Origin of the sequence: Cloacibacillus sp. An23, from assembly GCF_002159945.1 — a bacterium.
GTDB lineage: Bacteria > Synergistota > Synergistia > Synergistales > Synergistaceae > Caccocola.
Genome location: NZ_NFJQ01000003.1, coordinates 244,446 through 270,491, shown reverse-complemented (window position 1 = coordinate 270,491; position 26,046 = coordinate 244,446). Strand labels below are relative to the sequence as shown.

Genomic DNA, 26,046 nt, shown 5'->3' with positions numbered 1-26,046 from the left:
TCCGCCACTTGGTCGTCCCAAAAGCAAGCTTCTAAAACAACCCCGTTCGACTTGCATGTGTTAGGCACGCCGCCAGCGTTCGTCCTGAGCCAGGATCAAACTCTCCGCTTGATTCCTGACGCTTCGCTCTCTTCATCTCTTCCAGAAAATGAACAGGCTCCTCGCTCTTCGCTGCACGTCTTCTTCCTCTCCACGGTTTGCACGCCCGCTTACGCTTCGCTTACAAACCGCTTCGCCTTCTCCTCATTATTCCCCTGTCATGGTGCCTCGCCGCTTTCCTCCGGAACCCGCTCGGTTTCTTCAGAACCTCGCCCCCGGCGGCGCAACGTGAAGGAGTATATTACGCGCTCAAGAAAACGTCAAGCGATTTTTTATAGGACGCACGGCATGGTGCGAGCCTGTTTTTGCCGTTTTTCCGCGCTGTGTCGGGATAAAAAATTTTTATTTTTCATTAAATTACTATTCTGCGCCGCTCTGCGCGGTGTTATGATTATTTTCAGAAACGGAGGCGTGCCGGACGAAGAGGCTTATTTTTATCAACGGCGTGATGGGAGCCGGCAAGAGTTCCGTATCGCGCGAACTGAAGAGGCTGCTCGCGCCGTCGTTTTTTCTCGACGGCGATTGGTGCTGGGATATGTCGCCTTTCGCGCCGGACGGCGCGGCGCGCGCGCTCGTCCTTCGCAACATCGCCTTTATGCTGAACGGCTATCTCGCCTTCGAAGGGCGGGACAACGTGATTTTCTGCTGGGTGATGCACAGGCGTGAAATAGTGGACGATGTGCTTTCGCGGCTCGATATGAGAGGCGTTGATTTTTCCCTTTTTACGCTGACGGCTTCGGAGGATGAGCTCGCGCGCAGGCTGACGTGCGGCGTTGAGGCCGGGCTGCGCGACTCCGGCGTCGTCGCGCGATGTATAGAGCGCCGGCGCGAGTTCGACGCGTTCGGCACTGAGGTGGACACATGCGGCGTGTCGCCGGAGGAGGCAGCGCGCTTCATCGCCTCGCGCGTGACGGGAGACAGACTGTGAACAACGGAAGGAGCAGTTTTTTATGGACTGGATGATAAAGACTTTCCCGAAGCTCACGGCGCGGGAGCTGTACGATATTTTGAGGATGCGCAGCGAGATTTTCGTCGCGGAGCAGAAGTCGCCTTATAACGACGTGGACGGCGCGGATCTCTCCGCGTGGCAGGTTTTCGCCTATGACGGCGGCGTTTTGGCCGCGTCTATGCGCGTGCTGCCGCCGGGCACGGCTTATGATACTTTCGCTATGGGGCGCGTGGCGGTGGGGCGCGCGTTCCGCAGACGCGGGTTCGCCCGCGTTATGATGGAGTGCGCGCTGCGCTTCGCGCGCGAGGAGCTCGGTGCGGATGTCGTGACGATAGGGGCGCAGCTTTACCTTACTGAGTTTTATAGATCTTTGGGATTCGTCGAAATTTCAGAGCCTTACGACGACGCGGGCGTGCCGCATGTCGATATGAGGCTCGAACTTGGCGGCGCAGGCCGCGCTTAAAAAGGAGGATACACGGATATGGCGAGGATTTTTATCGCGGGCGCTTCGGGCAACGTCGGCAGGGCGCTCGTGCGCGAGATCTCGAAGGGCGGCCGGTTCGAGCTCGCCGGGGGATGGTGCCGCGAGGCCGGAGAGGATTTGGGGACGCTCGCGGGGATCGCGCCGCTCGGCGTGAAGGCATCGGCTTCGCTCGAGGAGGGGATAACTGCCTCGAAGCCGGACATCGTCGTGGAATTTTCGGCGGCTGCGGTTATGCGCGATAATCTCGAGTGCTATCTGAGGTTAGGCGCTGACGCGGTCGTAGGCACGACGGGGCTGAAGCCGGACGAACTCGCCGGGCTCGGAGCGCAGGCAGTGTCGCGCGGGCTGCGCTGGGCGGCCCTGCCGAATTACGCGCTCGGCGTCAATCTCGTCGCGAGGTTTCTTCGCGAGGCGCGCGAGTACTACCCATACGCCTCAGTAATAGACCGCCATACGCCGGAGATGGGCAACGCGCCGAGCGGCACCGCCGTGATGCTCGCCGGAATCCTGTCGGAGCGGGCGGCCGGGGCTGTGAAGAGCAGGGAGACCTACGACGGCGCGCTCGGCGCCGATATCGGCGGGACGCGGGTTTTCGCGGAAAGGATTTCTTACCCGGGGCCTTTTTCCGGGCACACGATAAGGTTAGCGCGCGAGGACGAGGTCGTGACCATCGACATAGACGACTATTCGAGCGGCGTCTTTACCGGCGGCGTGCTGATGGCGGCGCGCAAGCTGCTTTCTTCGCCGCGCGGAGTGTTCATAACGAGTTTCGACGAGCTGACGAAGTAGCGCAAAAGCGAGGCAGCCGCCCGTTCGAAACGGGCGGCTGCCTCGCTTTTCAAACTTTTCGTTAATTTCCCCTGAATATAAAGAATACGGCGCCTACCATGCAGAGCGCGGCGTAAAGGTAGTTCATGGTGAGCCGCTCTTTCATGACGAAGTACGAGAAGGCGGCGAATACGGTCATCGTTATGACTTCCTGTATTATTTTTAGCTGCGGCAGCGAGTAGACGGTGCTGCCGATGCGGTTCGCGGGAACCTGAAAGCAGTATTCGAGGAAGGCTATGCCCCAGCTTATCAGCACGGCGAGCGCGACGGGCTTCGCGGCGAGGTATTTGAGATGTCCGTACCACGCGTAGGTCATGAAGACGTTCGAGACCATCAGCATGAGCAGGGGCAGAACGTGACGCAGCATTTTCAAACCATCTTCCTTTTTGTTTTCTTGTTATTTTTACCGTATAAATCTACGTTTTTCATGCAGCCGTACTATAATATATTCAGATTTTCTATATTTTTATGGCGGCGTTTCCGGATTCATCCGTCATGCAGCGTTATATGCTGGACGGCCGCCAGCGACCGGACGCACGCGCTTGGCATTATATCACAATAGAAGAAGCAACGGAGGTGGACGGGATGTTTCCTTCAATCATCATCGAAAAGCTGAAATCGGCCGGCGTCACGATCGGCGGCCCGGAACCGTGGGACCCTCAGGTACGCGACGAACGCTTCTACGGGCGCGTGATGCGGGAGAAAAATCTAGGGCTCGGCGAATCTTATATGGACGGGTGGTGGGAGTGCGCGCGTATAGACGAGCTGATATGCCGCGTCATAAAGTGCGGCGCGGAGAGCGGTATAAAGGGCAGCCTCCGTTACGCGCTGACGCTGCTTCCGATGGAGCTGCTGAATATGCAGAACAAGAGGCGCAGCCGCCGCGCCGCGCACGATCATTACGATATCGGCAACGATTTTTTCTTTTCGTTCCTCGACCCGCTGCATCAGTACAGCTGCGCTTATTTCAAGGATACCGCGGAGCTGGCGGAGGCGCAGGTGAAGAAGCTGGAGCTTATAGCGAAAAAGCTGGAGCTGAAGGAGGGCGACAGGCTGCTTGACATCGGCTGCGGATGGGGCGGGCTTGCGAAGTTTATGGCGTCGCGCTTCGGCTGCCGCGTGACGGCGGTGAATATATCGAAGGAGCAGCTCGCTTTCGCGCGCGAGGACTGCCGCGGCCTGCCGGTGGAATTTATGGAGCGAGACTACAGGGACGTTGACGGCGAATACGACAAGATCGTTTCCGTCGGTATGTTCGAGCACGTAGGGGTTAAGAATTTCCGCATCTATATGGAGACGGCGCACAGGCTTCTCGCGAAGGACGGCCTTTTCCTTCTGCACACGATAGCGGGCAACACTTCCGCGATCAACTGCGACAGATGGCTGAACAGATATATATTCCCGAACGGAAGCCTGCCTTCCGCGGCGGAGACAGCATCGGCGATGGAGGGGCTTTTCGTCATGGAGGACCTCCACAACCTCGGGCAGAACTACGACAGGACGCTGATGTGCTGGCACGAAAATTTCACGAAGGCGTGGCCGGCGTTCGCGGAGCGGTACGGCGAGAGGTTCCGCCGCATGTGGGAATATTATCTGCTCTCGTGCGCCGGGGCTTTTCGTTCGCGCGCGATACAGCTTTTCCAGGTGCTTATGTCGAAGGACGGAGACGGACGTGTGCAGCCTGCGGCGGCTATGCGCTGAGGCCGCGCCGCGGCGTCACATAGGCAGTTTGGTTCTCTTGTAGCCCGCGGGAATTTTGAAAAATTCTTCCTTTACGCCGCCGCTGCCGTATTCGAGTATTTCGGACATTTCGCCGTCCGCGCTCCACCATTTCAGAGTGTCGGTCATCGGAAGAAAGTAGAGCGTCTCAACGGAACCGTCCTCCCACGTAATGCGGTCGTAGTCGTAGCGCGCGCCGTTTATCCGTTCGCTGCCCGATACGGCGGTGAACTTGCCGCCTTCCTCGCCCGAGACGCGCGAGAGCGTCCCTTCGAACGGCATGACCGCGGGCCCGTCGTTCGCTACGACGTAACTTTTCGTCTCGTGCGTTATTATCGTCACGTCCTGCGTCTTGGCGTCGTAGAGAGTGCTTATCCGTCCGCCGCCTTCGAATTCGACGTCGGTGTAGGCGATGCCGCCGCTCGAGGCGAAGGTGACGGTGACGCTTTCATCCGCCGGTTTCGTCCTGTATTTGAGATAGACGGGGCCGCGCTGCGCGTTGAGGGCGCGGAACACGGCGCGGGCGCGTTCGCCCGGCTTCGGCGGATTCGCCGCGTCGTAGGCGCGCGCCTCTGTCATCGGTGAAAAGAGCAGCGCGGCAAAAAGCGCCGTAAGCGACGCGACGATTATTTTTTTCATATTCACTGTATTTCGCCTCCGGGCCGAAAGTTAGTCTCCGTCCCGTATTTTATCACAGCGGCGCAAACAGGCGTACATACGCCTTGACATTCCGTGAAGCTTTCAAATATAATCCCCGCTAACAGAACATGGAGCAGGCGACGGCCCTCTGAGGCCGTGGGGCTGGGCCGGGACGACAACCCGGCAGCGGGAGACGGAACAACGCCCGCGGGACCGTTCATAAAACGATCTCGCGGGCTTTTTTATGCGCCGCGGCGTACGCCTGACGAAAGTTTGGAGATGAAAAATATGACGGAGATACTTTTGAAACTTTTTATCAAGAACTACGAGGACACGCAAAACCCGGCAGTCCACTCGGCCGTCGGAAAACTGGCGGGAATGACGGGCATCGTCTGCAACTGCCTGCTGACGATAGGGAAAATAATCGTAGGCATGCTCGTCGGGTCAATGGCCATCATCGCGGACGGCGTGAACAACCTGTCCGACGCGGCCTCATCCGTCATGACTCTGCTCGGCTTCCGAATGGCGCAGCTCCCCGCGGACAAGCAGCACCCCTACGGACACGCCCGCTACGAGTACATATCAGGGCTCGCGGTGGCGGCGCTGATCCTGCTCATCGGAGCGGAGCTCGTAAAGTCGTCGGCGGAGAAAATCATCCACCCGGAGCCTATCGGCATCTCGATGGCGACTATGGCGATACTGGCCGCCTCGATCGCAGTGAAGCTGTGGATGGCGGGATTCTACAGAACCCTCGGTAAGAGGATAGGCTCGCAGACGCTTTACGCGACCGCGGCCGACAGCAGGAACGACGTAATAGCGACCACAGCCGTCCTGCTCGGGTGCCTCGTGAACTACCTCTTCGACCTGAACATCGACGGCTATGTCGGCCTCGCAGTCGCGCTCTTCATTCTTTATTCCGGAGCCGGCATAGCGCGTGATACGATTTCCCCGCTGCTCGGACAACAGGCGGACGAGGAGACGATAGACAAAATCACCGCGCTGGTCCTGTCGCACGAAAAAGTACTCGGCATCCACGATCTGCTCGTACACGACTACGGCCCCGGACGCCGCTACGCCTCGGCGCACGTCGAGCTGAGCGCGGACGAAGACCCTCTCGCCTGCCACGACATAATCGACGACATCGAGTGCGACGTGCTGGAAAAGCTGAACGTCCACTTCGTCATCCACTACGACCCGGTCGTTCAGAACGACGCGGAGCAGAACGAGATGTACAAAGTCGTCCGCGGCATAATCGGCGGCCTCGACCCCGCATTCTCAATCCACGACTTCCGCATAGTGCGGGGCTCTGCGCAGTCGAAGCTGGTCTTCGACCTTGCCGTACCCTACCAGATGATGGGACATAAAAAAGAAATCAAAGAACAGATAGACGCGGCGCTCTGCAAAAAAGGCAAGAACTACGTGACGATAATCCGCTTCGACGGCATAGCTTAAAACGAAGCGCCGCGGGCGCGTATGCCCAGCGCCTTCCAGAGCCGGGCGCGGGAAATGGTTCGCCGCTGAAACTGCGGGGCCTTCTTGCGGCGCGGCCGCCGGACTTGCGCGGTTTCAGCCGTTCGGCGATTTTGCCGCGGTCACCGGCGGGAGCGGCCCGGCCTGCCGCTCCGCCGGAGAAGGCCCCGGCGTAGGGGCGGCCCGGCCAACGTCCCGCGCGGGCGGGAAAAATCTAAAAGTCCGACGCGCCGCCGAACGTCTTGACCGTGTTACGTTCAGCGGCTAAACTTTTATCGTGCCGGTTTACCGGCCCAAAATCTACAAAGGGGAAATTTTTCGTATGGACGCAAGCGGCCCAAGTCCTGAACCTGTGGGACAATCACGTTTTTCAATTCGCAGCTAGCATGTCCCGGGCCGTTCCATGCCCGGGGTGAGCCGGGTATGGAGGGAATCATATGCTCAAAATAATCAAGACGACAGAAACTCAGCTCGTCGAGCTGACGCCGGCAACCGTCGAGTCCGGCGCGTGGATCTCGCTCATCCGTCCGAGCGCGGAAGAGCTTAACGAGGTCGAGGACATCACCGGCGCGCCGCAGGACTTCGTCCGTTCGGCGCTCGACCCCGAGGAATCCTCGCGTATCGAAATCGAAGACAACCACATCCTCGTCCTTATCAACGTCCCAGTGAACCACGACAGCAACGTCTCCGAGTACGACACGCTGCCGCTCGGCATCATCATAACGCCGGACTATTTCGTCACAGTCTGCCAGGAACACAACGACGTAATACAGAATTTTTCCGAGTCGCGCTTCCGCTACTTCAACACGTGGAAGAGGACGCGCTTCCTTTTTCAGATACTCTACCGCTCCGCGATGCTCTTCCTTAAAGACCTGCGCCAGATGACGCGCAGGTCCGACCAGATAGAGCAGGACCTTCGCCAGTCGATGAAGAACGCGGAGCTCTTTCAGCTCCTCGACCTCCAGAAAGGGCTCACCTACTACTCCATGTCGCTGCGCTCGAACAAGGTCGTCGTAGAACGGTTGCTGCGCCTCTGCTCGAGCTCGCAGGTCGCTCATCTCATCAAGTTTCGCGAGGAGGACGAGGACCTTCTCGACGACGTGCGCATCGAGTACGACCAGGCGATAGAGATGGCGCAGATACAGACGGACGTCCTCGCCGGGATGATGGACGCCTTCGCATCCGTCATCTCGAACAACCTGAACATCGTCATGAAGGTGCTCGCCTCGATAACGATAGTCATGGCCATACCGACGATGGTCTCGAGCTTCTGGGGCATGAACGTCCCTGTGCCGTGGAGCGCCAATCCCGCCGGCTTCGCGATAGTCGGATGCATCGCCGCGACGCTGACGCTCTGCGCGACGTGGCTGCTGTGGCGGAAGAAGATGTTCTGATAAACGCCGCGCGCGGACAGATAAGAACAAAAAAGCCGAGGAACGGGGAGGCACGCTTCCCGTTCCTCGGCTTTTTATGCAAGCTTCTCTGGCGCCGCGGCTATGCCAGGCTGCGCCGGCGTAAATTTTATTCCACGCGTCGGCGCAGCGTCTCGCGCAGCACGTCAAGCGCCTCGAGCGTTTTTTCTTCCCCGCCGCGCACGAGGTACTGCGCCGCGACGCCGAAGATGACCGCGATTATGAAGTCGGCGGCGCGGCGGGGCGACGGCGAGGCTATCGCAAGAGGAGGCTCGCATGCTTCGAGGCGCGAGGCGAGGATTTCCGTCAGCTCGCGGTCCACCGCTCTTATCTCCGCGCGGAACGCCCCGGAGTTCATGGCGAGGTTAGAGAGTTCTATACGCAGCCTGTGAAGCTCGGCGTTATGCGAAACGCTCTCTTTCGCGTACGCGCAGAGGTAGTCTGCGAAGCCCCCGGCGTCCGTGACGCGCTCGAGACCGGCGCAGAATTCGTTTATTACGGTTTCCTTAAGCTCTTTCACGAGCGCAGAAACAAGCCCCTCTTTGTTGTTGTAGTAGTATGAGATCTGACTTATCGATACTCCGGCCTCGCGCGCGATGTCGCGCATGGAGACGTTCGCATATCCGTCGCGCGCGACAAGATGGAGCGCCGCCTCCAATATCTTTTTCGGGGTGTCCTTTTCAGTCTTCCGCAATTTAAATGCGCACTTCCCTTCTTCAGTTAATATAACACAATAACCCGTTTTGCGCGCTGTTGACAGCCTCGTCCGGCGGAGTATAATTATCGAACGTTCGTTCTAATTGTAACGCTTTGAGAATAATGCGCACGGGCGGACGATGCGGCAAAACGTAAATTTTTTTAAGGAGGCGTAAACGGTGGGTTTGCCAAAATCTATGTCAGGCAAGATCGCCGCCGTAGTAATCGTACTGCTGGTGGCCAGCGCTACGGTCGCGGTTTATTTCAAGGAACGCCCGGACGACAGCCATGTCCGCGCTTCGGGGACGGTCGAGGTCACGCAGGTGCAGCTCGCGCCGCTCGCCGGAGGGCGCATTCTCGAGCTCGCGATAGATGAGTCCGACCACGTCGAGAAAGGGCAGTTCATCGCGCGGCTGTCTATGGACGGGGCCGACGACGACGTCAAGATGGCGGAGGCTTCGCTGAACGCGGCGCGCGCGAAGCTCGACGAGCTTAACAACGGCTACCGCAAAGAGGACATAGCGCGCGCGAGGGCCCAGGTCGGCGCGTACCGCGCTCAGTACGAGCAGGCCAAACGCGACGAGGAGCGCTTCACTGCGCTCGCTGCGGACGGCGTAGTGGCCGAGCGCGAGGCGGAGCTTGCAGTCGAGAACTCAAAGTCCGCGCTGGACACGATGCGCGCCGCGGAGGAACAGCTGAGGCTGCTCGAGAACGGGCCGCGCAAAGAGGAGATAGCGGCTGCGGAGGCCAATCTGGCTAACGCCGAGGCCGCCTATAAGAAGGCGCAGACTCTGGTCGGCTACAAAGAGCTTTATTCGCCCGTCTCCGGCGTCGTGCTCACGAAAAATTACGAAATAGGCGACGTGATAAACGCCGGAGCCGCCGTCGCTACTCTCGGTGACCTCACCGACTGCTGGGTGAAGCTCTACATTCCGTCTACGCAGCTCTCGCTCGTCAAGCTCGGCGGCAAATGCAGCGTCTTCGTAGACCCGTACCCCGACCGCGCCTTCGAGGCGACAATAACGGAGATAAACCAGCAGGCCGAGTACAACCCGCGCATGTCGCTGACGCAGAGCGAGCGCGCCAACATGGTCTTCTGGATCAAGGTTTCCATAAAAGACACGGGGGGCGTCATAAAGCCCGGAATGCCGGCGGACGTAACGATACTATGACGGAACCGGCGAGCGCCCTCAGCTATCACGGCGTGACTAAGAACTTCGGCGCCGTGAGGGCTCTGGACGGCGTCGAGCTCGATATAAAGCGCGGGGAGATATTCGGCTTCATCGGCCCGGACGGCGCGGGGAAGACGACGATGATGCGCATAGCTCTCGGCATCATCAATCCAGACGCTGGCGAATGCCGGCTGCTGGGTTCTCCGAACAGGCGCGAGGCGCGCCTGCGCGCGGGGTACGTGCCGCAGATTTTCAGCCTCTACATGGACATGAGCGTCATGGAAAATATAAATCTTTTCGGGTCGCTCTACGGAAAACCGGAAAAAGCCGTGGACGAGCGCGCGGAGTTCATACTGTCGCGCGTCGGGCTGTGGGGCTTCCGCGACAGGTTCGCGGGCAACCTCTCGGGCGGCATGAAGCAGAAGCTCGCGCTCGCTATAGGGCTGCTGAACACGCCGGACATACTACTTCTCGACGAGCCGACGACAGGCGTAGACCCGGTAGCGCGGCGCGAGTTCTGGGCGCTGCTCTACCAGTTCAACCACGAGGGGCTGACGATAGTCGTCAGCACGCCGTATATGGACGAGGCGGAGCTATGCACGCGGAAGCTGTTTTTAAGCGGCGGGCGCATCCTCGACGTCGGGACGACGGGCGAGCTGCTCTCGCGCTATCCGTATAAGATACTGAGCCTCGCGTCGGGACGGCGCGAAACGGGCGAATGGCTCGCGGGGCGCGCCAATATAACGGACGCGAACATGTTCGGCACGAATTACCATATCGTCACGGACGACGCGGAAGGGGCGCGCGCTTCAATAGAGGAGGCCTTCCGCGAGCACGGCGAGTCCGCACCGGAGATGCGCGAAATGGAGCCGGGGCTCGAGGACCTCTTCGTGGCCTTCGCGGGAAGGAGTGAGAGCGATGCCGCCCGTAGTAGTGCAGACTGAGCATCTTACGAAAAAATTCGGCTCCTTCACCGCCGTCGACGACATCAACATATCTATAGAAGAAGGGCAGGTCTACGGCTTCCTCGGGCCGAACGGCTCCGGGAAGTCCACAACGATACGGATGCTCTGCGGCCTGCTCGCGCCGACCTCGGGGCGCGGACTCGTCCTCGGGATGGACCTCGCCTCGAACGGGCAGAAACTGAAGGAAAAAGTCGGCTACATGTCGCAGAAGTTCTCGCTCTATCCCGAGCTCACGGTAATCGAAAATCTCAACCTCTACTCCGGCCTCTACGGGCTGCGCGGCGCGGAGAAGAAAAAGCGCATAGACGAGATGCTCGAGCTCGCGGGGCTGACTGGACGCGAGGACGAGCCTACGCGCTCGCTCTCGGGCGGCTGGCGGCAGCGCCTCGCGCTCGGCTGCGCGATACTGCACAGGCCGAAGATACTCTTCCTCGACGAGGCGACGAGCGGCGTCGACCCGAAGGCGCGGCTGCTCTTCTGGGACATTATCTACGACCTCGCCTCGCAGGGGACGACGGTGATGGTGACGACGCACTTCATGGACGAGGCGGAGCACTGCGACAAGGTCGCCTTCATATACTTCGGGCGGCTCATCGCCGACGACTCGCCCGACAATCTGAAAAAGAGGCTGCCCGGCAAGCTCTACGAGGTCTCGTGCGCCGAGCCTATGGAGCTGCTCGCTAAGGTGCAGGCGGAAAACGGCGGCGATTTCATAGACTCCTACTTCTTCGGCGACAAGCTGCACATCTTAGCCGCCGATGGACGCGAACTGACGGAGGAGGGGCTTTTCGAGGGCTGCCGCGTCAGGCGCATACAGCAGTCGATGGAGGACGTTTTCGTATATCTGGTCAAGTCGCACGCCCACGACGACCTCGGCGAGGGACACATATCGGGCGTCGGCAGCGCGACGGCCGGCGGCGCGGCGAAAGGAGACGTGGCTGAATGAACTGGGACAGAATGCGCGCGCTGATAGTCAAGGAATTCATACAGGTCATGCGCGACAAGATAACGCTCGCGATAATCGTGTTCATGCCGCTCGCGCAGCTTCTGATATTCGGCTTCGCGATAAACACCGACATCAAGCACCTGAACACGGTCATCTTCGACCAGTCGCGGACGCAGGAGAGCCGCGAGATGATAAACAGCCTCACGGCGAGCAACTACTTCGACGTGAAGCGCTACGTGTCGAGCATGAAGGAGGTCAACGAAAGCGTCGAATCGGGCTTCGCGAAGGTCGGAATAGTATTCCCGCCCGACTACGCGAGCGACATAAAGGGCGGACGGCAGACCTCCGTGCAGGTGATAATAGACGCGACGGACAACTTGAGCGCGTCGTCGGGGCTCGCGGCTGCGCAGACGATAGGGATGCTCAAGTCGCAGGAGATACTCGCCGAGAAATTCTCGCGCCTCGGAATAAGAGTACCGGGGCAGGCGGTGGACATGAGGATAAGGCTCTGGTACAACCCGGACTTCGTGACCTCGTGGTACCTCGTGCCGGGCATCATGGGGCTTCTGCTGACTCTGACGCTGATTTCCATGATGTCTATGGCGATAGTGCGCGAGAGCGAGCAGGGGACTCTCGAACAGCTTCTCGTGACGCCGATGAAGATATGGGAGCTGCTGACGGCGAAGATAATCCCATACATCGTCGTCGGCTACGTGCAGGTGTTCATCTCGATAGTCGTCGGCATATTCGTCTTCAATATGCCCTTCCTCGGGAGCATGACGCTCTTCTACCTGCTGACATTCTTCTACGTCGTCGCGAGCCTCTCGCTCGGCATAATGATCTCCTGCTTCGCGCAGAACCAGACTCAGGCTCTTCAGATGTCCGTCTTCATCATACTGCCGAGCGTCCTGCTCTCGGGCTTCGTCTTCCCGCTCGAATCGATGCCGGAGGGCTTCCAGTACCTCGGGCGCTGCTTCCCCATCACATATTACATAAATATATCGCGCCAGATAATACTCAAGGGCGGCGGCATGGCCTACGTGTGGCAGGACACGCTCGCGCTCGCCGTGTACATCGCGGTGATGTTCACCAGCGCCGTGATGATGTTCAAGCGCCGCTTCGTGCCGTAAGCGACGGAAAGGACGGATGGAAATGCAGAAATGGAAGATTTTGCCCGCGATGCTCGCCGCCGCCATGTTCGCCTGCGCGCCCTGCGCTGCTCAGGAAGCGATGGGAGAGGCGGCCGTCGTCGAGGAGAAAATAGAATTCGTCGAGGACGCGGCGCTCGCAAAGCTGCTGATAGCCGCGCGCGCCGAAAATCCGCAGATAGCCGCGGCGAAGCAGCGCACCGAAGCAGCCAAGGCCAGCCTCGACGCGGCAGCCGCGCAGATGGGGCCCGACCTCTTCGGAGGACTCGGCGCGATGTGGCAGAAGGACGGCGTAGTAATGGACACCGGCATTCCCGGGATAGGGTCGATCAACGCCGTCGGCTCGCACACCTACGCCGCCGCGATAGGACTGTCGCAGGTCATATACGCGGGCGGGTCGCTAACGGCCCAGAAAGAGGCCGAACGGCTCGCGCTCGGCGCTACCGAGGCCCAGGAGCTGCGGACGGAACAGTCCGTCGAGAACGCCACGCGCCGCGCCTACTATTCGTTCAGAGACGCGCAGGCTCAGCGCCGCGTCGCCGAAGAGGCGCTGCGGCTGGCCGAGGAACATCTGGGCCGCGCCGAGAAGCTCTTCGCCGCCGGCGTGGTCGCTAAAAGCGACGTGCTGCGCGCGAAAGTCTCCGTCTCCGAGTCGGAACTTACCCTGATACGCGCCAAGAGCGCCGAGGCCAACGCGATGACCGCGCTCCGCAGGGCCGTCGGCGCGGACCCGGCCGAGGTTGAGCTCGCGGAGCCGGACGCCTTCGCCAAACAGCTGCTCGACGACCCGGCCGGGGTCAAAGAGCTTGAACCTTTCGTCAGCCGTATGCCGGAGGGCGACAACGTCGAAGCCGCCTTCGGCGCGCGCGCGGAGCTCAAGGCCTACGCGCTGCTCAGCAAGCAGGCCGAGAAGCTGGCGCGCGCCGAGCAGGGCAAACTGCTGCCGCAGATACTCGGCACCGTCGCCTACGTAACTGCGGAAGACAACTTCTTCCCGACCGACAACGGCGAGCCGGTGGCGGCGATAGGGCTCTACTGGAACCTCTACGACAGCGGCGAAGCGCGCGCGAAGACGCGCGAGGCGCGCGCCAAGGCGAAAGAGCTGCTCTTCCAGCTCGACGACATGAAAAACTCGATACGCATGGAGGTAGTGCAGGCCGAGCAGAACATGGCCTCGGCGCTGAGCCGCTTCGAAGTCGCCTCGCGCCAGACCGAACAGGCGCGCGAGGACTACCGCATAGCGGTGCGCCGCTACGAGGAAAACGTCGGCACGTCGCTGGAAGAATCCGACTCGCGTCTCGCGCTCGTCAACGCGCTGACGGAGACCGCGACCGCGCTCTACGACATAAAGACCGCGGAAGCCGACCTGATATACGCGATAGGGAAATAAAACGAAGACGGCGGGGCGAGACCCCGCCGCTTTTTTATGAGCGCCGCACGCCGCGCCGCCCGTCTCTCGCGCTTGCCGTCCGCCCGAAATTCACGCCGTCTCTCCATTAGCGAGTTTCTTCTTGTAATCCTCGCCCCACGACCACATAGCGTCGATCACGGGCTTCAGGCTCATGCCGGCTTCCGTGAGCGTATATTCGACGCGCGGCGGGACTTCCGGGTAGACCTTGCGCGTGAGCAGGCCGCTTTCCTCCATCGAGCGCAGGTTCGCCGTCAGCACCTTCTGCGAGACCTTCCCGACCGATCTGCGCAGCTCGCCGAAGCGTTTCGTGCCGCTAAGAAGGTCGCGGATTATCAGCACTTTCCAGCGGTCGCTTATGAGTGTGAGAGTCGTTTCTACCGGGCAGGCCGGAAGCTCTTTATTCAATTTTCTCCGTCTCCTTCACAATAGTTTCTATTCGGTAACTATGTCACAATAAAGTGCTTACTTTAAAATTTTTCGCTACAGCCATATTATAACGGCGTCGGGGGGAACGCAAGGGACTTCGGCAAAATCAAGAAAATACGGAGGAATCTGATATGAAGATAGCTGTTATATGCGCGAACGGAAAAGCTGGAAAACTTATCGCGGAAGAAGCCGTGAAGCGCGGCCACGACGTCACGGCGATAGTGCGCGGCGAAAACAGGAGCGCCGCGCCGAAGGCGGTCATCAGGGATGTTTTCGACATCACTGCGGGCGACCTCAAAGGCTTCGACGCGGTGGCAGACGCCTTCGGGGCGTGGACGCCCGAGACTCTGCCGCAGCACGTGACCTCGCTCGCCCGCATCTGCGGCGCGATGAGCGGCTCGCCCTCGCGCCTCTACATCGTCGGCGGAGCGGGAAGCCTCTACACCGACGCGGAGCACAAGACGCGCGTGATGGACGCGCCGGACTTCCCCGACGTTTTCAAGCCGCTCGCCTCGAACATGGGCGCGGCTCTCGACGCGCTGCGCGCGCGCCGCGACGTGAAGTGGACCTATCTCAGCCCCGCGGCCGATTTCCGCGCCGAGGGCGAACGCACGGGAAAATATAAGTTCGCGGGCGAAGAGTTCACGACGAACGCGAAGGGCGAGAGCTTCATCAGCTACGCCGACTACGCTGCGGCGATGCTCGACGTCATAGAGAGCGGCAAATACGAGAACGAGCGCATCTCTGTCTACGCGGAGTAAAACAGGCGAAAGGCGGGCTGCGTGAAGGCGCGGCCCATGATTTTTGAAAAGGTCGTGAAGTCATGGAACAGGAGGCGCGTCTTGCTTATCTCATAAAATATCTCGCGGCGGAGCGCGGCGCGGAGCTTTCGGAAATCCCGCGCGGCGGCGAGGGGCGGCGGCTCCTGCGCTCGCTGATGAACGTGCGCCCGCCCGAGCCGGTATCCGATGAATTTCTGCGCGTGCAGGACGAGTTCCTTGCGGAAGAGCGCGAGAGGCGCGGCGTCGTGGACTGGCGCGCTCTCCAGCCCGAGCCCTGCGGCCTTTATCTATGGCGCGGGGACATAACGCGGCTGCGCGCAGAGGCGATAGTCAACGCGGCGAACGGCGCGGTGCTCGGCTGCTTCGTCCCGTGCCACGGCTGCATAGACAACGCGATACACTCCGCGGCCGGCGTTCAGCTTCGTCTCGAATGCGCGGAGCTGATGCGCGCGCAGGGCCGCGACGAGCCGCCCGGGCGCGCGAAGATAACGCGCGGCTGGAACCTTCCGGCCCGTTACGTAATACACACAGTCGGCCCGATAGTGCGCGGCGAGCCCGGCGAAGAGAGCCGCGCGCTGCTCGCCTCCTGCTACCGCTCATGCCTCGCGCTCGCCTCGGAACGCGGCGTAGGGAGCATAGCCTTCTGCTGCATATCGACCGGCGAGTACGGTTACCCGAACGAAGAGGCGGCGCGCATCGCCGTCGCCGAGGTCAAAAAATTTCTCGCGGAGCGCAATTCCGCGATGAAGGTGATTTTCAATGTTTTCAAAGAAATCGACTACGACATTTACAAAAGACTGCTGCGATAAGCTCGGGCGGCTCGCGGAAGCGCTCGACGCCGCGGAGGCCGTCGTCGTGGGCGCGGGCGCGGGGCTTTCCGCGGCCGCGGGCTTCGACTACTCGGGGCCGCGCTTCACGGAAAATTTCGCCGACTTCATAGAAAAATACGGCTTCACGGACATGTACAGCGCCGGCTTCCACCGCTTCGAAAGCACGGCGGAGCACTGGGCCTTCTGGAGCCGCTGCATATATATCAACCGTTACGCCGCGCCGGCCGGCGCGCCCTACCTCGACCTGCTCGCGCTGATGCGCGGGCGCGACTACTTCGTCATAACGACGAACGTAGACCACCAGTTCCAGAAGGCGGGCTTCGACAAAAAGCGGCTCTTCTACACCCAGGGCGACTACGGCCTCTGGCAGTGCTCGCGCCCGTGCCATGACGCGACATACGACAACGAGGCGGCCGTGCGCCGCATGGCCGCGGAGCAGAAAAACATGCGCGTGCCGAAGGAGCTTATTCCGCACTGTCCGCGCTGCGGCGCGCCTATGTCGATGAACCTGCGCACGGACATGACGTTCGTCGAGGACGAGGGCTGGCGCGCCGCGGCGGCGCGCTACGCGGAGTTCCTGCGCGCACACGATGGCGCGCGGCTGCTATTCCTCGAGCTCGGCGTCGGCGGCAACACGCCGGGGATAATAAAATATCCGTTCCTGCGCATGACGAAGGCGAACCCGCGCGCCGTCTGCGTCTCCGTCAACCTGTCGGACGTTTTCACGCCCGATTCCGCGCCGGAGCGTTTTCTCTTCATCCGCGGCGACATAGCCCGCGCCCTCGCGGCGCTGCGTGCGGAGCTGGCGAAGGCGGCTTGACATTTCCGCGCCCGCGTGATAAAAATCCCTGAGCTGAATAAAGATACATCCGTCGCCGGACGGATAAAAGCGTCAAAATCATGCCGTAGGTCTTAGTGGTATGAGTTTGGCGCTTATTTTTTAGGAGGGGATATTTATGTTATGGCTGATATGCGCGGCTCTGACCGCGAGCTTCTTCGACTGTCTCAATCCATCGGCGATAGCGCAGCAGATGCTGCTCATGGCGATGGTCAGGCAAAAGCGCAGCGTCCTGTTCTTCATCGCCGGCATCGGGCTGACAAACTTCGGCATGGGGCTCGCCGTATATTACGGCCTCGCGGCGTGGGCGTCGCGCCTCTTCTCCGCAGCCGCCGCGTCGTATCCGTCGTATCTCCGCGCGGCGCTGCTCACGGCCGGGCTCGCGTCGCTCGCACTCGGGACAGGTCTTGCGGCGCGTGAGAGATACCGCCCCGCGGCGGACGGGGGGACGGCGAAGCCTCCGGCTGTTCTCTCCCCGCTTGCGCTCTTCATCATGGGCTCGGCCTTCTGCGGCGTAGAGCTGACCAGCGCGCTTCCGTACTTTAGTTTCATTGCGATGACGGCTGGGGCGAACATACCGCAGTCCGCCGTGCTGTTCCTCTTCTGCGTCTACAATTTCGTCTACGTGCTGCCGCTGCTGCTGCTCTACGCGGGATACAACAGGCTGCGCGGGACAGCCGCAGTCGCGTGCGCTGAGAGGGTCATGGGGAAAATATCTTCCTACGTCATGCCGGGAGCGCTCGCCATACTCGGCCCGGCGCTCGTCTTCTACGGAGCCTCGCTGTAGTACGCGGGCAAAACGGCTCGCGGCGCTGCGCGCAAAGCAGGCGAAAGCCGCATGACGCAGGGCGTCCCCTCCTCAGCCTGCGTTCCATTTTAGCCGCCGTTATATGTGCTATCATAATAACGTTACATGGCATCAAACAAACGGCGGCGCGCGAAACGCGGCAGTGGAGGGACGGCGATGACGCTGAAAAGAGAAGGCACTCTTTCGCAGCTCGTACTCGAAAGCATACAGGATTCCATCAGGAGCGGCGAATTCCGCCCAGGAGAGGCGCTTCCGTCCGAGCGCGAGCTCGCGGAGCGCTACGGGGTCGGCAAGTCTAGCATACGCGAGGCGGTGAAGATGCTTCAGATTCTCGGCGTCGTCGAGACTTCGCAGGGGCGCGGCACCTATCTGCGCCGCGCGTCGGGGCCGAGCCTGCTGAACAGGCTGCTGCCGGGACTAGCGCGCGCAGGCGGCGACGACGAGGAACTCTGCGAATTCCGTCTGTTCTTCGACCTCGCCTACATACGCCTCGCCGCGGCGAGGGCGACCGACGAGCACAGGACGCGCGCTAGAGAGGCCTTCGACGGCCTCAGCAGGACGCGGCGCGAGTCGCCGTCTGAGGCCGCCGGCTACGACATGGAATTCCACCGCGCTATGCTCGAGGCCACCGGCAACGTCTTCATAGTAGAAGCGGGGCTGACGATAGCCGAGCTCTGCCGCCCGCGCGCTGACGCGGAGGGCGGCCCTTACCGCGACGAGGCCGTCGAGAGCCTCGGCAGGATACTCGAGATGTTCTGCTCCGGCGACACCGAGGGGCTGGAAGACGAGGTCGTCCGCGCCCTCGGCTCTCCGGCGCGCGGCTCAAAGGAACAGCGGCGGCGGAAAGGAAAAACAGATGAAGATCAAGAGGATTGACGGTGAATTTTCGATATGCAGGGTGAGCGGCCCGGAGCAGATAGACTTAAGCTCCGCCTTCTGCTTCGCCGCGAAGACGGACGAAGAATCATCTCTGGTCTGCGAAACGGCCCGCGCGCCGCGCGGCGCTGAGGCGCGCGACGACGGCTGGGCCGCTTTCAGGATAGAGGGCGTCCTCGACTTTTCGCTCGTCGGGATACTCGCGCGCATATCCTCGCTCATGGCGGAAAACGGGATAGGAATATTCGCCGTATCGACCTATAACACCGATTATATATTCACGAAAAAAGAAAACATCGCGAAGGCCGTCGCCGTGCTTGCAGAGAACGGATACGAAACGGCCTGAGCTGCGCCCGACGAAAAACGCGGGGGCCTCCGTCCATCGGAAGCCCCCGCGCTTTTCGTGCGTCGTTCGCGATTATTCCCAGTTGTTGATGTCCGCCGCGGCCCCTTCGCCGTTCTCCTGCCCGTCGGCTCCGTAGGAGATTATGTCGAAGTCCCCGTGCTCTCCGGGGCAGACGTAGATGAAGTCCCTCCCCCAAGCGTCCTTCGGCGTCTTCTTCATATAGCCGCCGTCCGCGTAGTTGAGCGGCTCTGGCGGCATGGACGGCTTTTTGACCAGCGCGTCGAGCCCCTGCGCCGTGGTCGGGTAGAAGCCGTTGTCTAGGTAGTAAAGGCCCAGCACCTGCTCGAGCTGCGCTATCTGAGTCTGCGTCGTCTTGCGCTTCGCCTCGTCGCTCTGCCCCATGAGCCTCGGGCCGACGAGCGCCGAAAGCAGCCCGATGATGACGACGACGACCATTATTTCGATGAGGGTGAAGCCCCTGCGTTTTTTCCGTCCGGTCATTCTTTTCGCACCTCCGTGAAGTTTGCGTCCCGATTTATATTACAGTCAGCGCCGTCAATTTTCAAGAACCGCCATGACGCGCGCAGGCGCGCCGTCGGCTTCGGCGAGCGGCAGCGGGAGCGCGGCGAGGACGAAGGTCTCGCCCTCGGGCAGCTCCATCAGACCGCGCAGGTTTTCTATTATGACGGCCCCGGCGCGCAGCAGCGTCTTGTGTATCGGGCAATCCGCGCTCTCGACGCGGTCGGCGGATATCGCGTCCACGCCGACGCCGCGCACGCCGAGCGAGAGCGCATATTTCGCGGCGGCCTCGGAAAACACGGGAAAGCCCTCGAGGTACGCCGCGCTCCCGAACTTGTCCTCCCAGCCGGTGCGCAGCAGAAGGAAGTCCGCCTCCGCCAGCTTTTCCTCAAACGGCGCCAGGTCGGAAATTTCTATCTCGCGCCCGGCCGCTCCGCCCACGTCCACGAGCAGCGCGAGCCCCCAGAAGCTCTCGGGCGGCATCGCGTCGAGCGTCAAACTCTCGGACGCCAGGTGCGCCGGCGCGTCCATGTGCGTCCCCGTGTGCGAGCAGAGCGATAGGTTCGTCGTGCGGAAGCCGCCGCACTCCGTCCGTTCCGCCGCGGGCGAGGGGTCTCCGGGGAAAACCTGCATCCCCGGCGTTATCGCGCGGCTAAGGTCTATGATTCTCAATTCGTCCGCCTCCTCCGCCGTTTTCCGTAATTTATCTTCGTCCTGTATAAGCGGCGGCCCGTATAGTATAATCAAAAAGTTTTTGCAAGGCCATAAAGCTTTGGGGGAATCTTTATGAAGAAGTTTTTGTTCGTGTTTCTCGCTCTCCTTCTCGCCGCCGCACCGGCGCGCGCGGAAGGGCCGCGGGTCATGGAGTTCGACGTCGCCGTGATAGGCGCGGGCTGCGGCGGCAGCGCCGCGGCGATACAGGCGGCGCGTCTCGGAATGGATGTCGCGCTCGTGGAGGAATCCGACTGGGTCGGCGGCCAGATGACGGGCGGCGGCGTATCGACGATGGACGACGTGCGCCGGACGCGCACCGGGATATACGGCGAGTTCCTGCGCCGCGCCTCCGCCTACTACGAGGCGCGCGAGACGCCCGTGAACACATGCTACTGGGGCTCTGACACATTCGCATTCGAGCCGTGGGTGATACAGATGACTCTGCTCGACATGATGCGCGAGACGGGGAACATCTCGCTGTTTATGAAAACGCGCGTGACCGAGGCCAAGCTTGAGGACGGCGTCGTGAAAGCCGCGCTCGCCGACAAAGAGGGCGAGAAGCTCGAGCTCCGCGCGAAGATATTTATCGACGCGACAGAGGCGGGAGACTTCATCCCGCTCACCGGCGCGCGCTACCGCGCGGGCCACGGCGACTCCTCGACGGAGATCGACGGAGTCATACAGGACATCACATACGTCGCGGTAGTCAGGCGCTATCCCGAGGGCGTGCCTGAGGAGCTCAGGTTCACGCACCGCCCGCCCGGATACGAAAAATACGCGCCGCACTTCCGCGAGGTCATAGCAGTAGGCGGCGACGGCTGGCCCGGCGAAGCGCCCTTCAATCCGAACGTCTTCAAGGCATACAGAGGAATGCCGGACATATCCAACCCAGCCAGCCCGCTTATAGACGGCGGACGGCCCGAGACGTGGCCGCTCATCACGCGCAGCGCCGTCAACTGGGCGAACGACTACCCGGAGCGCCAGGACGGACACGCCGGTATGCCGGCGCGCTATCTCGAGGACAAAGAGTACCGCCGCGAGATGGACCGCGAGGCTATGGCGAAGACGCTCTGCTTCCTCTTCTACATGCAGAACGAGCTCGGCCTCGCCGACTGGTCGGTTGACGACCGCCAGGGCTACGGCGGATGGTTCGGCAACGGCTGGCGCGAATGGAAAGAGATGCCGCCCGAGTTCGAGACGATACTCAAGCACTTTCCGCCGTTCCCATACATACGAGAAAGCCGCCGCATCGCCGGCGTCGAGACGATGACCGTCAAGGACGTGATACGCGACATGAAGCTCGGGCGCACGCTCGAGACCAAGTCCAACGCGGTGGCGCTCGGCGAATATCCGACCGACATACACGGACTGCGCGACAAGGAGTTCCTCGACAGGGACATCGACGAGCGCGCCGAGGACATACCGCCCGACAAAGAGTGGAAGGGCGGCCTCTTCCAGATACCGATGGGCGCGCTCATTCCGGAAAAGATCGACGGCCTGCTCGCCGCTGAGAAGAACATCTCCGTCTCGCGCATAGTCAACGGCTCGACTCGCCTCCAGCCCGTGACGATGCTCACGGGGCAGGCCGCCGGCGCGCTCGCCGCGGTGTCTGTGCGCGAAGGCGTACAGCCGCGCGACGTGCGCGCGCTCGACGTGCAGTCGCTGCTGCTCGACGCGCGCGACAGGCTCTCGCTCTACCGCTTCGACGACGTGCCGCAGGATTCGCTGTGGTGGAAGGGCGTCGAACTCTCGATGCTCTACGGCTATCTCGACCCGGCCTCCGAAGTCATCTACGGGGCGGACGACGAGATGCACTGGCTCGAGGTACGCGACGCGCTGCGCCGCGTCTTCGGCCGCATGGAGTTCCCGCCGCGCCGGGGCTTCGACACAGTGACGCGCGGCGAATTCGGCGCGTGGCTCGCCGAGCTCTTCAAGGACGAGCGGAAGACGCTCGCCCCGCTGACGGAGAAATACACGGGCGAAGATATACTGACGAAGGGCGAGCTCGCCTCCGCCGTCGGCGAGCTCATGCTGCTGAGGAAGTAAGGCCGCCGCGCGTCCCGGCACACGCAGCACGAACGACGTAAAAAACGCCGCGCCGTAAAATCTACGGCGCGGCGTTCATTTTGGAAAATCCCGCGTGATTTGCGGCGCTGCGCACACCCTCAGTCCAGCTTCACGAGCTCGTACTTCCTGCTGCCGAGCCCTATCTGCTCCGCGTATTCGAGCGTGTGGAGGCCGCTGCGCGACTCGACGCGCTCGACGAGCGGCCTGCTGCCCTCGGCCGCGAAGGCGAGGTCTATCGACGCCTGGTCTATCGCCACGGGGTCGGTCGAGGCCAGCACGCCGATGTCGTGGATCTCAGGCTTCGCCGGCGACGGGTTGCAGTCGCAGTCCACGGAGATGTTGTTCAGCACGCTGACGTAGAGTATCTTGCCGCCGAGCGCGTCCGTGACGGCTTTACCGGCTTCGGCCATCGACTCGAGGAATGCGTCCTGCTCGCCGCACCATACGTTGCTAGTGCTTCTGCCGCCGCTGTGTATCAGCGCCTTGCCCCGGCGCGAACCGAGCCCTATCGAGATGTTCTTTATCGCGCCGCCGAAGCCCGCCATCGCGTGGCCCTTGAAGTGCGAGAGTACGACGTAATAGTCGTAGTTCTTGAAGCGCGAGCCGACGAGGTCTTCTTTCAGATGCTTCCCGTTCTTCACGGGCAGCGCCATAGAGCCGTCTGCGTCGAGGATGTCCACGTAGGCGATGCTCGTGTAGCCGCGCTCCAGCGCGACGCGCATGTGCTCGAAGGTGTCGCCGCGCGCGCCGCCGTAGGCGGTGTTGCATTCGACGATGGAACCCTTCACGTGCTGCACGAGCTCTTTAATGAGCTTCGCGTCAAGCGGATGGCTCGCTGGCGGCTCACCCGTGCTTATCTTGACGGCGACGTTCTTCCCTTCGGCCTTCTTCTCGAGCGCGTTGTAGACCTTCATTATTCCCTCGGGACTTATCTCCTTCGTGAAGTAGACCTTCGGGACTGCGGCCTCGGCTCCGGCGGCGGCGAGCGCGGCGCAAAGAAACGCCGCGGCGCATACGAACAACTTTTTCATAACGACAGCTCCCTTCATAATGAATGCGGACGCGGCTGACGGCGGTGCGCCCTTTCCGCCGAGCATAGCCGTTAGAGGGCGCTGTAAGTCAAGCGCGCGGGATTTGCCGAAGCGGGGCAGATGCACGGACAAGGCGGCGCTCCGCGGGAAGCGGCACGGCGCGGGGGCGCTTTCGCGGATTTGTGCCGTCTCGCCGCGCGTCCGCGCCGTGGCGGCGGTTTGACGGAGTTTCCCCAATTTCGCGCGGGCGTCGCAGCGCCGCGGAATTTCCCGCGGTTTACCGAAAGCGCGGCCGGCGTGCGCGCTTTTCCGCGATTCGCCGCCTTTACGATGAATTTACGAAAACATCTTGAATTTTCGGCGCACAGTACTACAATATGCCATCTGCGGGCGTTTCGCGCCCAACCCGTACAAACGGGGCCCGGCGAAACGCGGACGCGGCCGCGCGCGGTTTTGCATGATGCGCGGCGCGCGCGGAACAGGCAAAGGAGCATACGGAATGGTAAAGGATCTGACGCAGGGCGGGCCGGCGAGGACGGTTTTCGCCTTTACGCTCCCGATCATCGGGGGCAACCTCTTTCAGCTTTTCTACACTCTCGCCGACACGATCATAGTCGGACGCACGATGGGCGCGGGCGCGCTCGCGGCGGTCGGCTCTACGGGGACTTTCATATATTTCATACTCTGCTTCGTGCAGGGGCTGACGGGCGGCTTCGGCATCTGCATAGGCCAGCGCTTCGGCGCGCGCAGCGAGGTCGGCGTGCGGCGCTCAATCGCGGCCTCGGCTCTGCTGTCGCTCGCCTTCTCCGTCGCGCTGACGCTATTCGGCTGCTTCGCGGCGCACCCGATAATACGATGGATGGACACGCCGACGGAAATTTACGACATGTCGTACGATTATCTCTTCGTCATAATGCTCGGCACCGGCGCGACGGTCGCGTACAACCTCGTCTCGAACGTGCTGCGCGCGCTCGGCGACAGCAGGACGCCGCTTTATTTCCTTATATTTTCGTCGTTCCTGAACATCGTGCTCGACTACGTCTTCATCGTGCCCTTCGGCATGGGCGTCGCGGGCGCGGCGTGGGCGACGGTGCTGTCGCAGCTCATATCCGCCGCGCTCTGCGCGCTCTACGGCGTGAAGTATTTCCGCGAGCTGCGCGTGCTCGGCAACGACTGGCACAGGTCGCCGCTGCTCTTTAAGAACCATCTGCGCCTCGCCTTCCCGATGGGCTTCCAGATGTCGGTCATGTGCGTCGGGCTGCTCGCGATGCAGACGGCGGTCAACGGCCTCGGCGCGGATGTCGTCGCGGGCTTCACGGCGGCTACTAAGGTCGATCAGCTTTCGGTGCTCGTCAACGGAGCTTTCGGCGTCGCGATAGCGGGCTACGTCGCGCAGAATTACGGCGCGGGGCTCGGCGGCAGGATAAAGGCCGGCGTGCGCGCCTCGCTGCTCCAGCTCGAGGCCGCGAACATAGTAATGGGCGCGGTGATGCTTCTCGGGCGGCGCTTCGTCGTGCCGCTTTTCGTCGAGGGCGCGACCGCGGCGATAAACGAGGCGGCCTACGGCTATCTCTTCGTCGTCGTTCCGTTCTATCCGCTGCTCGGCCTGCTCGTGATATACCGCTCCGCGCTGCAGAGCATGGACGACGCGCGCACGCCGTTCGCGGCCTGCGTCGCGGAGCTCGTGATGCGCGTCGCGGCGGCTTTCCTGCTCGCACGCTTCTTCGGCTACGCGGGGATATGCTTCGCGACGCCGCTCGCGTGGATGGGCGCGCTCTCCTTCCTCGTGCCGGTCTGGCTGCGCCGCGCGCGCCGCCTGACGGAAAGGAGCGCGGCGTAGGTGGCGGCTCTCTGGACGCGGCGGCGGCGCGCGGATAAAATTTAGAAAAAAGCGCCGCGCGCGGAGGGGGCCGATAAAAATGTACAATCCGCAGCTCGACACGTTCGTGAAGGTCGCGGACTCAGGCAGTTTCACGAAGGCCGCCGGCGCGCTCCATATCTCCCCGACCGCGGTCATAAAGCAGATGAATCTGCTCGAAGCGCGGCTCGGCCTCAAGCTCTTCGAGCGCACGCACCGAGGCCTCGTCCTCACGGCGGCGGGCGAGTCGCTGCGCCGTGACGCGGAATATATAATCCAGTACTCGAAAGAATCCGTCAAACGCGCGCGCGAGGCTTCGCGCAGCGACGGTGCGGTCATACGCGTCGGCACCTCGCCGATGACGCCAGCGGAGATACTCGTCAAACTGTGGCCGAAGCTCCACGAGCTGCGGCCCGAACTGAAATTCCGCGTCGTCCCCTTTGAGAACACGCCCGAGAACGCGCGCGAGATACTGAAAAATCTCGGCCGCGACATAGACATGGTGGCGGGCATCTTCGACGAGACTCTGCTCGAATACCGGCAGTGCGACGGCCTCGAGCTCTTCCGCGCGCCTATCTGCTGCGCCGTCTCGCTCTCGCACCCGCTCGCCGCGAAGGAGCGGCTCTCCGTGACGGACCTCTACGGCGAAAGCTTCATGCTCATCAGCCGCGGGCAGATGAAGCAGGCCGACGCGCTGCGCGACGACCTCGCGCGCAATCATCCGCGGATACGCATCGTCGATTTCGACTTTTACAACACGGAGGTCTTCAACCGCTGCGAGAACGGCAACAGCCTGCTGATGGCTGTAGAGAGCTGGCGGAACGTCCACCCGCTGCTGCGCATAATCCCGGTCGAATGGAATCACGCGATACCCTTCGGCCTGCTCCACGCGCACGACGCCTCGCCGCAGGTGCGCGACTGCATCTCGGCGGTAGAGGAGATATACCGGCGCGACGGACGGTTATAACCCGAAGGTTCACAGTGGCGAACGAATCGAGACTTCCGCGGAAGCC

At 61.7% G+C, this 26,046-nt stretch carries 27 protein-coding genes, 1 rRNA gene and 1 riboswitch; of the genes, 20 read left to right on the top strand and 8 right to left on the bottom strand.

Annotation, left to right across the window (positions count from 1 at the left end):
* Window positions 1–111, bottom strand: a 16S ribosomal RNA gene (locus B5F39_RS04455); the annotation flags it as partial.
* A 418-nt stretch (window positions 112–529) separates the two neighbouring features.
* Between B5F39_RS04455 and B5F39_RS04450 the strand changes: the two genes are divergently transcribed.
* The 3 genes from B5F39_RS04450 to B5F39_RS04440 are packed head-to-tail and all read left to right on the top strand — an operon-like array spanning window position 530 to window position 2,321.
* Window positions 530–1,027: an AAA family ATPase gene (locus B5F39_RS04450; RefSeq protein WP_343217573.1), complete on the top strand. Its 498-nt coding sequence runs from the start codon at window positions 530–532 to the stop codon at window positions 1,025–1,027.
* Window positions 1,028–1,049: 22 nt separating this feature from the next.
* Window positions 1,050–1,511, top strand: a complete 462-nt coding sequence (locus tag B5F39_RS04445; RefSeq protein ID WP_087364357.1) for a GNAT family N-acetyltransferase — start codon at window positions 1,050–1,052, stop codon at window positions 1,509–1,511.
* A gap of 18 nt (window positions 1,512–1,529) precedes the next feature.
* A complete protein-coding gene (locus B5F39_RS04440) occupies window positions 1,530–2,321 on the top strand; it encodes a dihydrodipicolinate reductase C-terminal domain-containing protein (protein WP_087364355.1) in 792 nt (263 codons plus the stop codon).
* Between the two features lie 61 nt (window positions 2,322–2,382).
* Here the strand turns inward: B5F39_RS04440 and B5F39_RS04435 are convergent, their stop codons facing one another.
* Window positions 2,383–2,727 carry a DMT family protein gene (locus tag B5F39_RS04435; protein ID WP_087364353.1) on the bottom strand — a complete coding sequence of 115 codons (345 nt, stop codon included), beginning with the start codon at window positions 2,725–2,727 and terminating at the stop codon, window positions 2,383–2,385.
* A gap of 101 nt (window positions 2,728–2,828) precedes the next feature.
* On the opposite strand from B5F39_RS04435, the gene cfa reads away from it, so the two are divergent.
* Complete coding sequence (gene cfa, locus B5F39_RS04430; RefSeq protein WP_343217571.1) at window positions 2,829–4,061, top strand: cyclopropane fatty acyl phospholipid synthase; 1,233 nt, start codon at window positions 2,829–2,831, stop codon at window positions 4,059–4,061.
* Between the two features lie 15 nt (window positions 4,062–4,076).
* Here the strand turns inward: cfa and B5F39_RS04425 are convergent, their stop codons facing one another.
* Window positions 4,077–4,724 (bottom strand): hypothetical protein, encoded by a 648-nt coding sequence (locus tag B5F39_RS04425; protein ID WP_087364351.1) that lies wholly within the window; start codon window positions 4,722–4,724, stop codon window positions 4,077–4,079.
* Between the two features lie 115 nt (window positions 4,725–4,839).
* Window positions 4,840–4,936, top strand: a riboswitch (NiCo riboswitch).
* Between the two features lie 85 nt (window positions 4,937–5,021).
* On the opposite strand from B5F39_RS04425, the gene B5F39_RS04420 reads away from it, so the two are divergent.
* Together B5F39_RS04420 and B5F39_RS04415 are read left to right on the top strand one after the other, a co-directional pair.
* The gene (locus tag B5F39_RS04420; RefSeq protein WP_204245033.1) at window positions 5,022–6,170 is read left to right on the top strand and encodes a cation diffusion facilitator family transporter; all 1,149 of its coding nucleotides are present in this window, start codon (window positions 5,022–5,024) and stop codon (window positions 6,168–6,170) included.
* A 455-nt stretch (window positions 6,171–6,625) separates the two neighbouring features.
* Window positions 6,626–7,582 carry a magnesium transporter CorA family protein gene (locus tag B5F39_RS04415; protein ID WP_087364348.1) on the top strand — a complete coding sequence of 319 codons (957 nt, stop codon included), beginning with the start codon at window positions 6,626–6,628 and terminating at the stop codon, window positions 7,580–7,582.
* 127 nt (window positions 7,583–7,709) lie between these two features.
* On the opposite strand, the gene B5F39_RS04410 is transcribed toward B5F39_RS04415, so the two are convergent.
* On the bottom strand, window positions 7,710–8,294 hold the full coding sequence (locus B5F39_RS04410) for a TetR/AcrR family transcriptional regulator (protein WP_087364346.1): 585 nt from the start codon (window positions 8,292–8,294) through the stop codon (window positions 7,710–7,712).
* A gap of 181 nt (window positions 8,295–8,475) precedes the next feature.
* Here B5F39_RS04410 and B5F39_RS04405 point away from each other — a divergent pair, with 181 nt between their 5' ends.
* From B5F39_RS04405 to B5F39_RS04385, 5 genes are read left to right on the top strand one after another with little or no spacing between them, the layout of a single operon-like run.
* On the top strand, window positions 8,476–9,468 hold the full coding sequence (locus B5F39_RS04405; protein WP_143330651.1) for an efflux RND transporter periplasmic adaptor subunit: 993 nt from the start codon (window positions 8,476–8,478) through the stop codon (window positions 9,466–9,468).
* Window positions 9,465–10,412: an ABC transporter ATP-binding protein gene (locus B5F39_RS04400; protein ID WP_087364341.1), complete on the top strand. Its 948-nt coding sequence runs from the start codon at window positions 9,465–9,467 to the stop codon at window positions 10,410–10,412. The genes B5F39_RS04405 and B5F39_RS04400 overlap by 4 nt, the downstream gene beginning before the upstream one ends.
* A complete protein-coding gene (locus B5F39_RS04395; protein ID WP_087364339.1) occupies window positions 10,387–11,379 on the top strand; it encodes an ABC transporter ATP-binding protein in 993 nt (330 codons plus the stop codon). The genes B5F39_RS04400 and B5F39_RS04395 overlap by 26 nt, the downstream gene beginning before the upstream one ends.
* Window positions 11,376–12,509, top strand: coding sequence for an ABC transporter permease (locus B5F39_RS04390; RefSeq protein WP_087364337.1), 1,134 nt, complete (start codon window positions 11,376–11,378; stop codon window positions 12,507–12,509). The genes B5F39_RS04395 and B5F39_RS04390 overlap by 4 nt, the downstream gene beginning before the upstream one ends.
* 16 nt (window positions 12,510–12,525) lie before the next feature.
* Window positions 12,526–13,917: a TolC family protein gene (locus B5F39_RS04385; RefSeq protein WP_087364335.1), complete on the top strand. Its 1,392-nt coding sequence runs from the start codon at window positions 12,526–12,528 to the stop codon at window positions 13,915–13,917.
* 90 nt (window positions 13,918–14,007) lie between these two features.
* On the opposite strand, the gene B5F39_RS04380 is transcribed toward B5F39_RS04385, so the two are convergent.
* Window positions 14,008–14,343 carry a helix-turn-helix domain-containing protein gene (locus B5F39_RS04380; RefSeq protein WP_087364333.1) on the bottom strand — a complete coding sequence of 112 codons (336 nt, stop codon included), beginning with the start codon at window positions 14,341–14,343 and terminating at the stop codon, window positions 14,008–14,010.
* Window positions 14,344–14,495: 152 nt separating this feature from the next.
* Here B5F39_RS04380 and B5F39_RS04375 point away from each other — a divergent pair, with 152 nt between their 5' ends.
* The 6 genes from B5F39_RS04375 to B5F39_RS04350 all read left to right on the top strand — a co-directional run bounded on the left by B5F39_RS04375 (window position 14,496) and on the right by B5F39_RS04350 (window position 18,844).
* Window positions 14,496–15,125, top strand: a complete 630-nt coding sequence (locus tag B5F39_RS04375; RefSeq protein WP_087364332.1) for an NAD(P)-dependent oxidoreductase — start codon at window positions 14,496–14,498, stop codon at window positions 15,123–15,125.
* A gap of 62 nt (window positions 15,126–15,187) precedes the next feature.
* Complete coding sequence (locus B5F39_RS04370; RefSeq protein WP_087364330.1) at window positions 15,188–15,955, top strand: protein-ADP-ribose hydrolase; 768 nt, start codon at window positions 15,188–15,190, stop codon at window positions 15,953–15,955.
* On the top strand, window positions 15,906–16,796 hold the full coding sequence (locus B5F39_RS04365; RefSeq protein ID WP_087364328.1) for a Sir2 silent information regulator family NAD-dependent deacetylase: 891 nt from the start codon (window positions 15,906–15,908) through the stop codon (window positions 16,794–16,796). Before B5F39_RS04370 ends, B5F39_RS04365 begins: the two co-directional genes overlap by 50 nt.
* A gap of 136 nt (window positions 16,797–16,932) precedes the next feature.
* Entirely contained in the window at window positions 16,933–17,601 is a 669-nt protein-coding gene (locus B5F39_RS04360; protein ID WP_087364327.1) for a hypothetical protein, read from the top strand.
* Between the two features lie 177 nt (window positions 17,602–17,778).
* On the top strand, window positions 17,779–18,498 hold the full coding sequence (locus tag B5F39_RS04355) for a GntR family transcriptional regulator (protein WP_158095932.1): 720 nt from the start codon (window positions 17,779–17,781) through the stop codon (window positions 18,496–18,498).
* Complete coding sequence (locus B5F39_RS04350) at window positions 18,479–18,844, top strand: ACT domain-containing protein (protein ID WP_087364323.1); 366 nt, start codon at window positions 18,479–18,481, stop codon at window positions 18,842–18,844. The genes B5F39_RS04355 and B5F39_RS04350 overlap by 20 nt, the downstream gene beginning before the upstream one ends.
* Window positions 18,845–18,916: 72 nt before the next feature.
* On the opposite strand, the gene gspG is transcribed toward B5F39_RS04350, so the two are convergent.
* Window positions 18,917–19,345 (bottom strand): type II secretion system major pseudopilin GspG, encoded by a 429-nt coding sequence (gene gspG / locus B5F39_RS04345; RefSeq protein WP_087364322.1) that lies wholly within the window; start codon window positions 19,343–19,345, stop codon window positions 18,917–18,919.
* A gap of 54 nt (window positions 19,346–19,399) precedes the next feature.
* Window positions 19,400–20,035: a cyclase family protein gene (locus B5F39_RS04340; RefSeq protein WP_204245032.1), complete on the bottom strand. Its 636-nt coding sequence runs from the start codon at window positions 20,033–20,035 to the stop codon at window positions 19,400–19,402.
* A gap of 114 nt (window positions 20,036–20,149) precedes the next feature.
* Here B5F39_RS04340 and B5F39_RS04335 point away from each other — a divergent pair, with 114 nt between their 5' ends.
* The gene (locus tag B5F39_RS04335; protein ID WP_087364320.1) at window positions 20,150–22,123 is read left to right on the top strand and encodes an FAD-dependent oxidoreductase; all 1,974 of its coding nucleotides are present in this window, start codon (window positions 20,150–20,152) and stop codon (window positions 22,121–22,123) included.
* Between the two features lie 119 nt (window positions 22,124–22,242).
* Here B5F39_RS04335 and B5F39_RS04330 read toward each other — a convergent pair whose 3' ends face one another.
* Window positions 22,243–23,175: a DUF362 domain-containing protein gene (locus tag B5F39_RS04330; protein ID WP_087364391.1), complete on the bottom strand. Its 933-nt coding sequence runs from the start codon at window positions 23,173–23,175 to the stop codon at window positions 22,243–22,245.
* A gap of 499 nt (window positions 23,176–23,674) precedes the next feature.
* Here B5F39_RS04330 and B5F39_RS04325 point away from each other — a divergent pair, with 499 nt between their 5' ends.
* Window positions 23,675–25,015: an MATE family efflux transporter gene (locus B5F39_RS04325; protein ID WP_087364389.1), complete on the top strand. Its 1,341-nt coding sequence runs from the start codon at window positions 23,675–23,677 to the stop codon at window positions 25,013–25,015.
* A 79-nt stretch (window positions 25,016–25,094) separates the two neighbouring features.
* Entirely contained in the window at window positions 25,095–26,000 is a 906-nt protein-coding gene (locus tag B5F39_RS04320) for a LysR family transcriptional regulator (protein ID WP_087364318.1), read from the top strand.
* Window positions 26,001–26,046: the final 46 nt, after the last annotated feature.